The following is a 15,300-nucleotide window of genomic DNA, read 5'->3' as shown; positions in this document are numbered from 1 at the left end:
CCGCGCTCAGTCCTCGGCGCGGTGGTGCAGCATGCGGGCGACCTCGGCGACGGTGCCCGACATCGACGGGTACACCGTCGATGCCTCGGCGAGCTGGTCGGTGGTCAGCCGGTGCGTCACGGCGAGCGTCAACGGGTACACGGCCTCACTGGCGCGCGGCCCCACGACCACCGCGCCGAGCACCGTGCCGGCCGTCGCGTGAGCGAAGATCTTGATGAACCCGTCGCGCACGCCGAGCATCTTCGCGCGCGGGTTGCGGGCCAGCGGGAGCACGCTGACCCGGTACGGCACGTCACGCGCCGCCAGCTGCGACTCGCTCATGCCCACCGTGGCGATCTCCGGTGCGGTGAAGATGTTCGCAGCCACCCCGCGCAGCGACAGCGGCGTGACCGCGTCACCCAGTGCGTGCGACATCGCGATGCGCCCCTGCATGGCGGCCACGGAGGCCAACGGCAGCACGCCCGTGCAGTCGCCCGCGGCGTAGATGCCGCGGACGTTCGTGCGTGAGACCTTGTCGACCTCGACGTGCCCCGACGGCGTCAGTCGCACACCGGCCTCCTGCAGCCCGAGCCCGGCGGTGGTGGGCACCGACCCCACGGCCAGCAGCACGTGGGACCCCTCGACGACCGTCCCGTCCGCGAGCGTCACCGTCACGCCGTCGGCCGTCCGCTGGGCCGCCTGCGCCCGCGAGCGCGACATGACCGTCATGCCGCGCGCACGGAAGATGCCCTCGATGAGCTCGGCGGCGTCGGCGTCCTCGCCCGGCAGCACCCGGTCACGGCTCGAGACGAGCACCACGTCCGCACCCAGCGAGGTGTACGCCCCGGCGAACTCGGCACCCGTGACACCGGAGCCGACGACGATCAGCCGCTGCGGCAGCTCGGTCAGCTCGTACAGCTGGGTCCAGGTCAGGATCCGCTCGCCGTCGGGGCGCGCCTCCGGCAGCACGCGAGGGGTCGCTCCCGTGGCGACCAGCACCACGTCGGCGTCGAACCGGGACTCGTGGCCGGTCTCGTCGGTGGCGACCACGTGCGAGGGGCCGTCGAGCCGGCCGTGGCCCACGACGACCCGCACGCCTTCGCGCTCGAGCCGCGCCCGGATGTCGGCCGACTGCGCGGCCGCGAGCGCCTTGACCCGGGTGTTGACCGCCCCGAGGTCGATACGGTGCCGCACCTGCTCGGGCGAGCCCAGCCCGCCGATCCGGATGCCCAGCTCGGGCGCGCGGTCCGCGATGGTCATCCACTCGGCGGTGGCGATGAGGGTCTTGGACGGCATGACGTCGGTGAGCACCGCCGCGCCGCCCAGACCGACCTTCTCGACGAGCGTCACGTCCGCCCCGAGCCGGCACCCGACGAGCGCCGCCTCGTACCCGCCCGGCCCCCCGCCGACCACGACGACGCGACTGGGCTGCGGGTCCGGCGTGGGGGCGCTCACGCCTCCCATTGTGCAGGCTCGCGCGGCGATAGCCTCGGTGCATGACCGACACCGTTGCCGCTGCCAGCTCCGCCCCCGTGCCCGACCTGGACGACCCCACGACCGACCCCTTCGAGGTCGCCCGCCTGGCCGCCGCCCACCTGGCCGAGGCGACCGGTGTGGCCCGCCACGACGTCGCGCTGGTGCTCGGCTCCGGCTGGGGTGGCGCCGCCGACCTGCTGGGCGAGACCGTCGCCGAGGTGCCCAGCCACGAGATCCCCGGGTTCTCCGCCCCGGCGGTCGTCGGCCACGTGGGCACCATCCGTTCGATCCGGATCACCCCCGGCCCGGACGCCGCCCCCGACGCCGAGCCGCGCCACGCGCTGGTCCTCGGCTCACGCACCCACCTGTACGAGGGCCGCGGCGTGCGCCGGGTCGTGCACGGGGTGCGGACGGCTGCCGCGGCGGGTGCCTCCACGATCGTGCTGACCAACGGCTGCGGCGGCCTGGACCTGGCGTGGGGTCCGGGCACGCCCGTGCTGATCAGCGACCACATCAACCTCACCGCGACGTCCCCGCTCGAGGGCGCCACGTTCGTCGACCTCACCGACCTGTACTCCCCGCGCCTGCGCGAGCTGGCCCGCCAGGTCGACTCCTCGCTCGACGAGGGCGTGTACGTGCAGTTCCGCGGCCCGCACTACGAGACGCCCGCCGAGGTGCGCATGGCCGGGGTGATCGGCGGCACGCTCGTGGGCATGTCGACCACGCTCGAGGCGATCGCCGCCCGCCAGGTCGGACTGGAGATCCTCGGCATCTCGCTGGTGACGAACCTGGCCGCCGGCATCAGCCCGGACCCGCTGGCTCACGAGGAGGTCCTCGAGGCCGGCCGCGCCGCGGGCCCGCGCATCAGCGCGCTGCTGGCCGAGATCGTCAAGCGCCTCTGACCGGCGCTCCCGCGGTGCACCGCCGCGGGACGAGCCCCGGACCGACCTCGCACCCCTCGACCCGCTCCCGGGCCCGGCGGACCACCCGCTGGATCACCCGCCGGGCAGCGCGTCGAGGGGTGCGCGCGTTCGTGCGGGGCTGTGACGGCCGATACCGTGGTGGGCATGACCGGCCAGGACGCATGGGCCGCGCTCGCTGAGCGCGTGCAGACGTGGATCGACGACGACCCCGACGAGCGCACCGCAGCACAGCTGCGTGAGCTGCTCACGACAGCGCGGTCGTTCCCGCCCACGGCGCACGCCGCCGACGAGACCGACCCGACACGCCGTCAGCAGGTCGAGGCGGCCCACGCGGCCCGCACCGAGCTCGAGGACCGGTTCCAGGGACTCCTGCAGTTCGGCACGGCAGGTCTGCGCGGCGAGCTGGCAGGTGGCCCGCACCGCATGAACCGCGCCGTCGTCATCCGTGCGGCCTCCGGCCTGGCGGACTTCCTGCTCGGTGAGCTCGACGGCGTGCACCCCGCACCGCGCGTCGTCATCGGGTACGACGCCCGGCACCAGTCGGACGAGTTCGCGCGTGACTCCGCCGCCGTGCTCACCGCCGTCGGCATCGAGGTGTTCCTGATGCCCTCGCCGCTGCCCACACCCGTGCTCGCCTTCGCGGTGCGTCACCTCGGTGCGGACGCCGGGATCATGGTCACCGCCTCCCACAACCCGCCGCGCGACAACGGCTACAAGGTGTACCTCGGCGGACGGGTCGTCACCGACTCGGGCCAGGGCGCCCAGATCGTGCCGCCGACCGATGCCGCGATCGCCGCCGAGATCGGCCGCGTGCCCTCGGTGGCGTCCGTGCCGCGCGCCGAGTCGGGCTGGACCGTGCTCGGTCAGGCCGTCCTCGACGCGTACGTCGCCTCGGTGACCGCACTGGCCGACGAGGACGCCGCGTACCGCACCCGTGCGGCCGACCTGCGGATCGTGCTCACCCCGCTGCACGGCGTGGGCGGGGCGACCGCGGCCCGGGTGCTGGCCGAGGCCGGGTACACCGACGTGCACCTGGTGCCCGAGCAGGCCGAGCCGGACCCCGACTTCCCCACCGTCGCGTTCCCCAACCCCGAGGAGCCCGGCGCGATCGACCTGGCGCTCGGGCTGGCCGGCGACCTGCGGGCGGACCTTGTCATCGCCCTCGACCCCGACGCCGACCGGTGCGCGGTGGCCGTCCAGGACCTGCGCGCCCGCACGCACCGCGGGCCCGACACGGCGGGCGCCGACGGCTGGCGGATGCTGCACGGCGACGAGACCGGGGCCCTGCTGGGCGCCACGTCCGCGCAGCACGTGCTGGCGTCCGGCGCCGCCAGCTCCACCGCGACGGCGTCCGAGGACGCGCCCGCCCTGGCTTCCTCGATCGTCTCCTCACGGCTGCTGGGGCAGATCGCGCAGGCGGCCGGGCTGCGGCACGTGCCCACGCTGACGGGCTTCAAGTGGATCTCCCGTGTCGACGGTCTGGTGTTCGGCTACGAGGAGGCGCTGGGCTACTGCGTCGACCCGGCGCACGTGCGCGACAAGGACGGCATCTCGGCCGCCCTGACCGTCGCCGGGCTGGCCGCCCGGCTCAAGGCCGAGGGACGCACCCTGGTCGACGCGCTCGACGACCTCGCCCGCGCGCACGGGCTGTACCTCACCGACCAGGTCTCGGCCAGGTTCGCCGACCTGACCCTCATCCCCTCGACCATGGCGCGGTTGCGCGAGAACCCGCCGACGCACCTGGGCGGCTCGCCCGTCACGACCGTCGTCGACCTGGCGGCGGGCACCGAGGACGACCGGGGCGGCCTGCCGCCCACGGAGGGTCTGCGCCTGCTCGCCGCCGACGGCACGCGCGTCGTGGTGCGCCCGAGCGGCACCGAGCCGAAGGTGAAGTGCTACCTGGAGGTCATCGAACCCGTCGCCGCCGACGCCGACCACGCAGCGGTCGGCGCGGCACGCACCACCGCACGGCACCGGTTGGACGCCGTGGCGACCGACGTGCGGTCCGCGCTGGGCATCTAGGCACCGTTCGGTGCTCCGGAGGCCACTCGCCGCCGGAGCACCGACCCGGAGTCAGCGGGTCTTGGTGCAGGTGACCGCGGGCACCACGGAACCCGAGGAGCCCTTCGCGCTGCCGTTGAACCCCAGCGTGATCGAGCCCCCCGGTGCGACCACGCCGTTCCACGACGTGTTCTCACCCGTGACCGTCGAGCCGCTGGTGCCGAGCATGATGCCCCACGCCTCCGTGATCTGCTGCCCGTCGGGCAGGGTCCAGGTCAGGGTCCACGCCTGCAGCCCTTCGGGCCCCGCGGTCACCACGATGGTGCCCTGGAACCCCTCGGGCCAGGTCTTCGCCGTGTAGCTGGCCGTGCAGCCGGCGGCCACCGGGTCGGGGGGCGCCACCCCACCCGAGGTCGCGCCGTCGCGCGGCCGACCGTCGTCGCGCACCGCCGGCGGTGCGGGGGTGGCGCCGGCCTCGCCGTCGGGCTTGCCGGCGGGCTTGCCGGCCTCCTCGAGGCTCTCGTCGTCACCCGGCTCGGCCGTGGCCGACGGGGCCGACGGGGCGGACGTGGGCTCGTCCGCCTGCGGGGCCGTCACCGGCACGCTGATCGCCAGGTCGCTCGCGGCGAACGGCTGCACCGGGGCGTTGACGTCGTCCGCCGCGGTCCGCCCGTCGCACGTGCGGCCCGGCTCGTAGGTGAGGAAGCTGCCCTGCGTGCACACCAGGTCGACCACGGCGTCCCCGCCCACGACGACGTCCCCGCCGAGCCGCGCCGCGGACCCGACGACGGCCGCGTCCCTGACGACCGCACGGTCGGTGAGCACCGCCCCGTCGGCGACCCACGCCCGTCCTTCGACACGGACGTCACCGCTGAGGTTCGCCGCCCCGCGGACCACCGCCCCGGGGGCCACGTACACGGTGTCGGCCACGGTGGCCCGGTCGTCCACCCAACCGCCCCCGTTGGGGTGCCGGTGAGCACCCTCGACCGTGACCGTCGCGTCGGCCGGTTCGACGCTCGCGCCGCTGACGGCGAACTCGAAGGGGTACCGGTAGGTGCTGCCGGACCCGGACCGGGACTCGTAGGCGTGCGACGCGGCCGGCGCGCCGACCACCACCAGGTAGATCTCCTGCTCGCGCTCCCGGAGCGTGAACTCGATCTCCGCGTCGGCGCTCTCGGTGACCGTCGTGTACCGCGCGGCCCCGTCACCGACCGCCACGAAGCCGTACGCCCAACCGGCCGCCGAGGCGGTGTCCTCGTGACCGCGCAACCGGACGCGCACCGTGCCGCCGGCGGTGTCCGGGACCATCCGCACGATCGTGAAACCCTGGTCGGACGGGGCGAACACCCCTGGCACCCGGTAGATCCCCGGGGTCGTCGGGTCCGCGTCGACCGGCGTGGCGCGCTCGCGCAGCACCAGCGGATCGACCTGGTCGAGGGCCGCCCCCAGACCTGGCGTCCCCGCGAAGTCCCACGTCACGGTGCGCATCGCGTACTCCGCGACCCGGCGGTGCAGCGCCTCGATCGACAGCCCTGTCAGGCGGCGGTAGGTGTCCAGCGGCTGCTCACCGGCCCGAGCGTCACGCCACAGGTCGCCGAGGACCTGCGGCCCGTCACGCTCGGCGAGGTACTGCAGGAGCAGCCGACCGCCGGTACCCAGCCGCGTGCTGGACCACGCCAGCTCGGGTGACCGGACCAGGTCGATCAGGTCGCCGGTGTGCCCCGGGACCGCCAACGAGGCCAGGTACCCGGCGCTGGCATCCCAGAACGCCGACGCCGGGCTCGTCGCCCCGTACTCCCCCGTTCCCGAGGTGCCGCGGTCGAGCAGGGCGAAGTGCTGCACCACCTCGGCGAAGCCGCGGGCAACCTCCCAGCCGTCCCCCCGCAGGTGCTCGGGCGCCAGACGCACCACGCCGACCCCGTCCGTGCCGACCGCACCGACCGCCGGCGTCACCTGGACGGCGGGGTCGGCGGACCGCAGCACCTGCGCCAGACCCGAGGTCCCGTTGTCCGTCGCCGCGGGCGCACCGGGGCCCGCGGTCCAGGTGCCGTCGACCACCACGACGACCTTGTGAGCACCAGCCGGACCGTCCTCGAGCGCCACGGCCAGCTCGTCGACGTCGAGCCGGTACAGCTCGTCGAGCCGGTCGAGCACGGGGTCCGGGTCGAAGCGCAGCGCGTCGGGCGCGAGCGTGGGGTCCGCGCCGGCCGCGTCACCCCAGACGAGAGCGACGTCCTGGCCCTCGAGCACGTGTCCCGCCGACCAGGCGGACTCCCACCCGTCAGGGACCCGCAGGTCCTTGGCGCCGTCGTCGCCGAACGACAGGGCGGCACCCGCGCCGAGGCCGAGGGCGAACGGCAGGGCGAGCCCGAGCGCCAGCGTGCCACGACCGACACGTCGCATCCCCGGACCGCCCCCTCCTGTCGCACGGCCCGCTCGACCCGGATCGGTCGACGGCATGCGCGCGCTCACCCTTCCCGGTGCAGGCAGCCGTCGTCAACGTCTGCTCCGCCCCCGTCGGGGTGAAACCCGCGTCAGTACCCGGCGTCGGCCTCCAGCCCACCGAGCACCGCGGCCGTGCCCGACAGGCCCAGCCGCGTCGCGCCCGCCTCGATCATGGCCAGGGCGTCCGCGGCCGTCCGCACACCACCGGACGCCTTCACCCCGAGCGCGCCGCCGACGGTCTTGGCCATCAGCCGCACCGCGTGCACGGTGGCGCCACCGGCCGGGTGGAACCCCGTCGACGTCTTCACGAAGTCGGCACCCGCGGCGCGCGCCGCCTCGCACACCGCCACGATCTCCTCGTCGGTCAGCGCGGCCGACTCGATGATGACCTTGAGCACCGTCGGTGCGGGCGCTGCCGCCCGCACCGCGGCGATGTCGGCCTCGACTGCGGCGAACTGCCCGGCCTTGGCGGCCCCGACGTCGATCACCATGTCGACCTCGTGCGCGCCGTCGGCCACCGCACGCGCCGCCTCGGCGGCCTTGACCTCGCTGTGGTGCTTGCCCGAGGGGAACCCGCACACCGTCGCCACCAGCAGGCCCGGGGCCTGGGACAGGTCGACCGGCAGGAACGAGGGCGAGATGCACACCGAGTACACGCCCAGCGCGGCACCCTCGGCGATGAGCGCCTCGACGTCGGCGCGGGTCGCCTCGGGCTTGAGCAGCGTGTGGTCGACGAAACGGGCCAGGCCCGTCGCGTCCAGCGGTGCGTGGCCGGTGATGCTGCTCGGGTCGAGATGGCTGGTCATGCGCGGTGCCTTCCTCCGGTTGCCGCCGCATAGGCGGGCTCGATGACGTCCACGACGAGGCGGGTGCGCTCGTCATGGTGCAAGAAGCTGTGCTGCGCGGCGGTCACCGTCACGTCGCACAGGTCGGCGGGTGTCCAGCCGGCCTGCTCGACGAGGAGCGCGAGCTCCCGGCTGAGGGTCGTCCCGGACTGCAGCCGGTTGTCGGTGTTGACCGTCACGGCGAACCCGAGCCGCTTGAGCCGGGTCACGGGGTGCTCGGCGACCGAGCGGGCCGCACCGGTCTGGACGTTCGACGTCGGGCACGTCTCGAGCGGGATCCGCCGGTCGCGCACCCAGTGTGCCAAGGGCCCCAGGCGCGGACCGGACGCGGACAGGTCGTCGTGCACGTCGTCCAGGATGCGCACCCCGTGGCCGAGCCGGCACGCACCCGCCAGGTGCACCGCCTCGGCGACCGAGTCCAGGCCGGCGGCCTCGCCGGCGTGCACGGTCGTCGGGAAGCTCGCGTCGCGCAGCATCCGGAACGCGGACGCCTGCCGTGACGGCGGGAACCCCGCCTCGGCGCCGGCGATGTCGAACCCGACGACCCCGGCCTCACGGTTGGCCAGGGCCAGCGCGGCGATCTCGTCGCCGCGGTCCGCGTGCCGCATCGCGGTCAGCAACGTGCGGACCTGGATGGTTCGCCCCTGCGCCGCGGCCTGCGCGACACCCTCGGCGAGACCGACCTGCACCGCGTCGACGACCTGCTGGAGCGTCAGCCCTCCGGCCAGGTGCTGCTCCGGGGCGTAGCGCTGCTCGGCGTACACGACGCCGTCGGCGGCCAGGTCGAGCACCGACTCACGGGCCACCCGCTGCAGGTTCTGCGCGGTCTGCATGACCGCCACCGTGTGCACGAACGTCTCGAGGTACAGCTCGAGGCTTCCCGAGCTGGCTGCGCGGACGAACCAGGCCCCCAGCGCGTCCGGGGTGCTCTCGGGCAGCACGTGCCCGGCCCCGGCGGCGAGCTCGATGATGGTGGCGGGGCGCAGGCCCCCGTCGAGGTGGTCGTGCAGCAGGACCGTGGGCAGCGCCCGGACCTGCTCGACGAGCCTCGGGTCCGGCTCACCCTCCACGCCTGCCGGCGTGCCGTCGCTCTGACTCACTCGTCCCCGTCCTTCTCGTCCCCCACGGGGATCTCGGTGTCCTGCTCGAGCACGTCCGCCTCGTCGGCGGCACCTGCTTGGTCGGCACGGGCGAACCCCGGCTCGTACTCCTCGGGGTCGGCCAGCTCGGCCGGGGTGTCCGGCACGTCATCGGTCAGCCGACGCGGCTGGTCCGGGTCGACGGGCGCCAGCCCTGCGTCCCGCCAGGCGTCAGATCCAGGGACGGTGCTCATCGCTCCTCCAGGGGACCGTGCCGCCGACCGCTCCGGCGGGCACTGCCATCCTGCTCCGCGCACCTGCGGCCCGCCACGCGTGCGACCGGCCCCGCGTGCGACCCCGGCGCGGAAGGCCCGCCCGGACCGGCCCGTCACCGACCGGCGCCGCCGACATGCGGCGCCGGTCGGTCGACGTCAGGCCGTGATGCGGTCGATGACCAGCGGCCGGGTCACCACGGTGGAGCCGGCGGGCTCGACGACGATGCCCCCCTCGAGCGCCTCGCGGGCACGCCCGAACCGCTCCGGGGTGTCCGTGTGCAGCGTGAGGATCGGCTGGCCCGCACGTACGGTGTCGCCCGGACGCGCGTGGATCTGCACACCCGCACCGGCCTGCACGGGGTCCTCCTTGCGGGCACGCCCGGCACCCAGGCGCCACGCCGCGATACCCACGGCGTAGGCGTCGAGCGTGCTCACCACACCGTCGTGCTCGGCGACGACCGTCTCGGTCTCGCGCGCCCACGGCAGGGTCGCGTCCGGGTCGCCGCCCTGGGCGGCGATCATGCGCCGCCAGGCGTCCATCGCCCGCCCGTCCGCCAGCGCGGCGGCCGGGTCGGCGTCGGGGCGCCCTGCGGCGTCGAGCATCTCGCGGGCCAGCGCGATCGTCAGCTCCACGACATCGGCGGGACCACCACCGGCCAGCACCTCGACCGACTCACGCACCTCGAGGGCGTTGCCGGCCGTCAGGCCCAGGGGTGTGGACATGTCGGTCAGCAGCGCGACCGTCGTGACGCCGGCGTCCGTGCCCAGCTCGACCATGGTGCGGGCGAGCTCGGCGGCACGGGCCTCGTCCTTCATGAACGCGCCCGAGCCGACCTTGACGTCGAGCACCAGCGCACCGGTGCCCTCGGCGATCTTCTTGCTCATGATCGAGCTGGCGATCAGCGGGATGGCCTCGACCGTGCCGGTCACGTCGCGCAGCGCGTACAGCTTGCGGTCCGCGGGAGCCAGGCCCGAACCGGCCTGGCAGATGACGGCGCCGACCTCGTCGAGCTGACGCATCATCTCCTCGTTGCTGAGCGCCGCGCGCCAGCCGGGGATCGACTCGAGCTTGTCGAGCGTGCCGCCCGTGTGACCCAGGCCACGCCCGGACAGCTGCGGCACGGCCACGTCGAACACCGCGACGAGCGGCGCGAGCGGCAACGTGATCTTGTCGCCCACGCCACCGGTCGAGTGCTTGTCCGCGGTCGGGCGCGACAGCCCGGAGAAGTCCATGCGCTCGCCCGAGGCGATCATCGCGGCGGTCCAGCGGGCGATCTCCGCCCGGTCCATGCCGTTGAGCAGGATCGCCATGTTCAGCGCCGACATCTGCTCGTCGGCCACCACGCCGCGCGTGTACGCGTCGATCACCCAGTCGATCTGCGCGTCGGACAACCGGTGCCCGTCCCGCTTCGCGACGATGACGTCGACGGCGTCGAACGACTCACTCATGCCCGCTCCTCCAGGTCGTCCGGCCCGAACGCGTCGGGCAGGACCTCACTCATCGGCTTGATGCCGCTCACCGTCTCGACGAGCAGCCGCGGCCCACCGTGCTCGAACAGCAGCTGACGGCAGCGCCCGCACGGCATGAGCACGTTGCCGTGCCCGTCCACGCAGGTGAACGCCACCAGCCGCCCGCCGCCCGAGACGTGCAGCCCGGACACCAGCGCGCACTCGGCGCACAAGGTCAGGCCGTACGAGGCGTTCTCCACGTTGCAGCCCACGACGACACGACCGTCGTCGACCAGGGCCGCGACGCCCACCGGGAACTTCGAGTAGGGCACGTAGGCCCGCTGCATGACCTCCGTGGCGGCGGCCCGCAGACCGTCCCAGTCGATCGTCGTCTCGCTCATCCCCGTCTCACTTCTCGTAGGGGATGCCCTCGGCGGCAGGTGCGCGCACCCGGCCGACGAGCCCGGCGACGGCGAAGATCGTCACGACGTACGGGGTCATGAGCATGATCTGGCTCGGGATCGGCGTGCCGATGATCCCGAGGACCACCTGCAGGTTGTCCGAGAAACCGAACAGCAGCGCGGCGGCCAGCGCACCGGTGGGGTTCCACCGGCCGAGGATCATGGCCGCCAGGGCGATGAAGCCCTTGCCTCCGGTCATCTCCTTGCCGAACGCCAGCCCCGCGGCGACCGTGAAGAACGCCCCGCCGAGCCCGGCGACCGCCCCACCCAGCACCGTGGACTTCATGCGGGTCAGGTTGACCTTGATACCCACCGTGTCGGCCGCCTTCGGGTGCTCACCGACGGACCGCAGACGCAGGCCCCAGCGGCTCTTGAACACCATGACCTGCAGCACGGCCACGACGACGTACATGATGTAGACGAGCGCCGTCTGGCGGAACAGCACCGGGCCGATCACCGGGATCTGGCTCAGCACCGGCACCGCGATGGTGGGCAGCTTCGGCGGGGAGTTGAACGTGGCTGCGTCGACCTTCAGCACCGTCGAGAACAGGTAGCTCGTCACACCGACGACCAGCACGTTGAGCACCACACCGACGATGATCTGGTTCACCACGTAGCGGATCGAGAAGAGCACCAGCAGCAGCCCGACGAGCGCACCGGCGATCGGCGCGGCCACCAGGCCTGCGTACGCCGAGTGCGTGATCGAGGCCACGACCGCCGCGAGGAACGCACCGGCGAGCAGCTGGCCCTCGATGGCCACGTTGACGATGCCGGAACGCTCGCAGAGCAGACCGGCCAGCGCACCGAACACCAGGGGCACCGCAAGGAACAGCGAACCCTGCAGCAGACCCGTCAGCGGCAGCGGCGAGGCCTTGCCCGCGTCGGCCCACGTGAGGAACGCCAGGACGACGGCGACACCGAACAGCGACGGGAGCCACACGCCCACCTTGCGGCGCGAGCGTGCAGCCAGGAACGAGACACCCGCGAGCGCGAGCGCCACGAGCGAGAGCACGATCGCGGTCGCCTTCGAGGGCACGGTGATCGGGTCGATCTGGAAGAAGTCGTTCGCCGTCGAGACCGTGAACGTCGACGTACGACCCGAGGGTGCCATCAGCCCGAACAGCACCAGCGAGATCAGACCGACGACGCCGTAGCCGATCGGGGCCTTCCAGCTGATCGGTGCGAGCGGCTTGCCGGTGCTGGCAGCGGGACGTCCGGATGCAGGAGCCGGGGACGTGACCGTGGCGGCGCTCATGCGGTCACCTCCTTGGTGGCGGCGCGACGCTCTCGGCGCGCGCCCGGTGCGGGCAGACGGAAGATGGCGCGGACCAGGGGCGGCGCCGCGATGAACAGCACGACGAGCGACTGGACCACGAGCACGATGTCGATCGGGGTCCCGGTACGCGCCTGCATGGCGAACCCGCCGGCACGCAGCGCCCCGAACAGCAGACCGGCGAAGAAGGTGCCGAGCGGCTTGGAGCGGCCCAGCAGCGCCACGGTGATCGCGTCGAACCCGAAGCTCGCGGCGACACCGGCGGTCAGCACGCCCTCGGTGCCCAGCACCTGGGCGGAGCCGCCCAGACCTGCCAGCGCACCGGCGCAGACCATGACCCACACGTACGCGCTGTTGACCGAGATGCCGGCCGTCCGGGCGGCGTTCGGGTTGGAGCCCACCGCGCGGAAGCGGAAGCCGATCGTGGAGCGACCCATGAGCCACCACACGAACACCGCGGCGAGGATCGCCAGGATGAACCCGCCGTGCAGCCGGAAGCCGTCACCCAGGAGGAGCGGGTACAGCGCGCTCTCCTTGATGTCCGGCGAGATCGGGTTGGAGCTGCCGGGCTTCTGGAACTGCGAGGTGGTCAGCAGGAACGCAATCAGGTAGACCGCGATGTTGTTGAGCATGATCGTGACGATGACCTCGTGCGCGCCCGTGCGCGCCTTGAGCACACCGGCGATCCCGGCCCACAGACCGCCACCGATCGCCGCGGCGACCATGGCCACCAGCAGGTGGAGCCCGGGCGGCAGCGACAGCGAGAACCCGACCCAGCCGGCGAAGATCGCGCCGAGGATGATCTGGCCCTGCGCACCGATGTTGAACAGGCCCGCACGGAAACCGACGCCCAGGCCCAGACCGGCCAGGATCAGCGGCACGGACGTCGTCATGGTCTCGGTGAGCGGCTTGATGGCCTTCTGCCACGTGTCGGCGCGGAAGTCGACGACCGCGCCCTGGAACAGGGCGATGTACGCCTCGGACACCGACGTCCACACGGCCGAGAAGAAGTCGCTCGGGCGGGCGAACAGGTAGGTGGCGGCGTCCTGCACGGCCGCGTCGGCGGCCGCGATCAGGACGCCGCTGATCGCCAGCGCGAGCACGACGGCCAGGACGGTGACCAGCCAGCTGCTCGAGAGGATCTCGTGCAGCACCGACTGCCCGCGGGGGGCCTCGGTCTCGGCGGCCGGCGCCGGCGCGGGTGCGGCGGCGGGGGTGGACTGGCTCACAGAAGTCCCTCCTCGGAGGCGGTGGCGCCCGTGCCGGGGGCATGGCCCCGGTCGGCCTGGCCGAGCGCGGTGTGGTGGGCGGCGGCCTGGGCCTGGGCCTCGGCGAGCGGCACGCCGGCCATCATCAGGCCGAGCACGTCGCGGTCGGTCCCGCCCGGGACGACGCCGACGATGCGGCCGCGGTAGAGCACGAGGATCCGGTCAGCCAGGGCCAGGACCTCGTCCAGCTCGGTCGACACGATGATCACGGGGGTGCCGTTGTCACGCTCGGCGACGATCCGCTGGTGCACGAACTCGATGGAGCCGACGTCCAGACCGCGGGTGGGCTGCGAGGCGATGAGCAGCCGCAGCGGGCGGCTGAGCTCGCGGGCCAGGACCACCTTCTGCTGGTTGCCGCCCGAGAGCGTGCCCGCGTGCGCCTCGATGCTGGGGGTGCGCACGTCGAACTCGACGATGCGCTGCTCCGCGTTGGCCTGGATGCTGCCCAGGTCGAGCGAGATGCCCTTGGCGAACGGGCTGCGGTGGAACAGGTCGAGCACGAGGTTCTCGGCGACGGTGAAGTCGGCCACCAGGCCGTCCTCGGTGCGGTCCTCGGGCACGAAGCCCACGCCCGCGGCCAGCACGTCGGAGACGCTGCGACCGACCAGGTCCTCGCCGTCGAGCTCGACCGTGCCGGCGACCGGCGTGAGCAGGCCGAGCATGACCTCGGTGAGCTCGGTCTGGCCGTTGCCCTGCACTCCGGCGATGGCGAGGATCTCGCCGCGCGCCACGTCGAAACCGACCTGGTCGAGCTGACGCACACCGGCCGCGTCGATGACGCTCAGGTCGCGCACCTTGACGGTGACCTCGCCGGCCCGGGCCGGCGCCTTGTCGACGCCCAGCTCGACCGAGCGGCCGACCATCAGCGAGGCCAGCTCCTTCTCGCTGGAGGACGGCTGCGCCGTGCCGACGACCTTGCCGCGCCGGATGACCGTGATGCGGTCGGCGACGGCACGGACCTCACGCAGCTTGTGCGTGATGAAGACGATCGACGTGCCCGCCTCCTTGAGCTGGCGCATGATCCCGATCAGCTCGTCGGTCTCCTGCGGGGTGAGCACCGCCGTGGGCTCGTCGAGGATCAGCACGGAGGCGTGGCGCGACAGCGCCTTGATGATCTCGACGCGCTGCTGCGCACCGACCGGCAGGTCCTCGACCAGCGCGTCGGGGTCGACGTCGAAGCCGAAGCGGTCGGAGATCTCGCGCACGCGGCGTCGCGCCTCGGCGAGGTCGATCAGACCGCCGCCCTTGACGGGCTCGTGGCCGAGCACGACGTTCTCGGCCACGGTGAAGACGGGCACGAGCATGAAGTGCTGGTGGACCATGCCGATCCCGGCGGCCATCGCGTCGCCCGGGCCTGCGAACGTCGTCGGCACCCCGTCGACCGCGATCTCGCCCTCGTCGGGGTCGTACAAGCCGTACAGCACGTTCATCAGCGTGCTCTTGCCGGCACCGTTCTCGCCCAGCAGCGCGTGGATCTCGCCCGGCTCGACCACGAGGTCGATGTGGTCGTTCGCCACGAGGCTGCCGAAGCGCTTGGTGATCCCTCGGAGTTCGAGCCTCACACCTGTCACGCTCCTCAGTCACACCATCGTCGTTGTCAGTCCCCGCTCCATCGTGGCCGGGGACTCCTGTTCATGCACGTCACGCGGATCCCCGCGGCGGGGTACGGCGTGCGCTGTGGCGCACGTCGCTGTGCGCACCCCGCACCGTAGCGGTTCCGGAGCGGGTGCCCGTACACAGCACGGTGGCCCGGGCGTCATCCTGTCTCTTATACACATCTCGCAGGGGATAGTCAGATGACGCTGCCGACGACTCCGCGAGAGTGT

General features: G+C 73.2%; 12 protein-coding genes. 2 read left to right on the top strand and 10 right to left on the bottom strand.

Annotation, left to right across the window (positions count from 1 at the left end; all coding sequences use genetic code 11):
- Positions 1 to 6 precede the first annotated feature (6 nt).
- Complete coding sequence (locus tag ACTHAM_RS12885; protein ID WP_440688062.1) at positions 7 to 1,443, bottom strand: NAD(P)H-quinone dehydrogenase; 1,437 nt, start codon at positions 1,441 to 1,443, stop codon at positions 7 to 9.
- A gap of 32 nt (positions 1,444 to 1,475) precedes the next feature.
- Between ACTHAM_RS12885 and ACTHAM_RS12880 the strand changes: the two genes are divergently transcribed.
- Positions 1,476 to 2,357 carry a purine-nucleoside phosphorylase gene (locus tag ACTHAM_RS12880; RefSeq protein ID WP_440688060.1) on the top strand — a complete coding sequence of 294 codons (882 nt, stop codon included), beginning with the start codon at positions 1,476 to 1,478 and terminating at the stop codon, positions 2,355 to 2,357.
- A gap of 165 nt (positions 2,358 to 2,522) precedes the next feature.
- Positions 2,523 to 4,400, top strand: a complete 1,878-nt coding sequence (locus ACTHAM_RS12875) for a phospho-sugar mutase (protein WP_440688058.1) — start codon at positions 2,523 to 2,525, stop codon at positions 4,398 to 4,400.
- Between the two features lie 51 nt (positions 4,401 to 4,451).
- Here the strand turns inward: ACTHAM_RS12875 and ACTHAM_RS12870 are convergent, their stop codons facing one another.
- From ACTHAM_RS12870 to ACTHAM_RS12830, 9 genes are all read right to left on the bottom strand, one after another.
- A complete protein-coding gene (locus ACTHAM_RS12870) occupies positions 4,452 to 6,782 on the bottom strand; it encodes a DUF6055 domain-containing protein (protein ID WP_440688056.1) in 2,331 nt (776 codons plus the stop codon).
- 131 nt (positions 6,783 to 6,913) lie between these two features.
- A complete protein-coding gene (deoC, locus tag ACTHAM_RS12865) occupies positions 6,914 to 7,630 on the bottom strand; it encodes a deoxyribose-phosphate aldolase (protein WP_440688053.1) in 717 nt (238 codons plus the stop codon).
- The gene (locus ACTHAM_RS12860) at positions 7,627 to 8,769 is read right to left on the bottom strand and encodes an adenosine deaminase (RefSeq protein ID WP_440688051.1); all 1,143 of its coding nucleotides are present in this window, start codon (positions 8,767 to 8,769) and stop codon (positions 7,627 to 7,629) included. The genes deoC and ACTHAM_RS12860 overlap by 4 nt, the downstream gene beginning before the upstream one ends.
- Complete coding sequence (locus tag ACTHAM_RS12855) at positions 8,766 to 9,002, bottom strand: hypothetical protein (RefSeq protein ID WP_440688049.1); 237 nt, start codon at positions 9,000 to 9,002, stop codon at positions 8,766 to 8,768. The genes ACTHAM_RS12860 and ACTHAM_RS12855 overlap by 4 nt, the downstream gene beginning before the upstream one ends.
- 177 nt (positions 9,003 to 9,179) lie before the next feature.
- Positions 9,180 to 10,472 (bottom strand): thymidine phosphorylase, encoded by a 1,293-nt coding sequence (locus ACTHAM_RS12850; RefSeq protein WP_440688047.1) that lies wholly within the window; start codon positions 10,470 to 10,472, stop codon positions 9,180 to 9,182.
- The gene (locus ACTHAM_RS12845) at positions 10,469 to 10,873 is read right to left on the bottom strand and encodes a cytidine deaminase (protein ID WP_440688045.1); all 405 of its coding nucleotides are present in this window, start codon (positions 10,871 to 10,873) and stop codon (positions 10,469 to 10,471) included. The genes ACTHAM_RS12850 and ACTHAM_RS12845 overlap by 4 nt, the downstream gene beginning before the upstream one ends.
- A 7-nt stretch (positions 10,874 to 10,880) precedes the next feature.
- Entirely contained in the window at positions 10,881 to 12,188 is a 1,308-nt protein-coding gene (locus ACTHAM_RS12840) for an ABC transporter permease subunit (RefSeq protein ID WP_440688043.1), read from the bottom strand.
- Complete coding sequence (locus ACTHAM_RS12835; RefSeq protein ID WP_440688041.1) at positions 12,185 to 13,435, bottom strand: ABC transporter permease; 1,251 nt, start codon at positions 13,433 to 13,435, stop codon at positions 12,185 to 12,187. Before ACTHAM_RS12835 ends, ACTHAM_RS12840 begins: the two co-directional genes overlap by 4 nt.
- Positions 13,432 to 15,036: an ABC transporter ATP-binding protein gene (locus ACTHAM_RS12830; protein WP_440688039.1), complete on the bottom strand. Its 1,605-nt coding sequence runs from the start codon at positions 15,034 to 15,036 to the stop codon at positions 13,432 to 13,434. The genes ACTHAM_RS12835 and ACTHAM_RS12830 overlap by 4 nt, the downstream gene beginning before the upstream one ends.
- Between the last annotated feature and the right edge of the window lie 264 nt (positions 15,037 to 15,300).

The organism is Cellulomonas soli (assembly GCF_052036975.1).
Lineage (GTDB): Bacteria > Actinomycetota > Actinomycetes > Actinomycetales > Cellulomonadaceae > Cellulomonas > Cellulomonas soli_A.
This window is presented reverse-complemented; position numbering and strand designations above follow the sequence as displayed.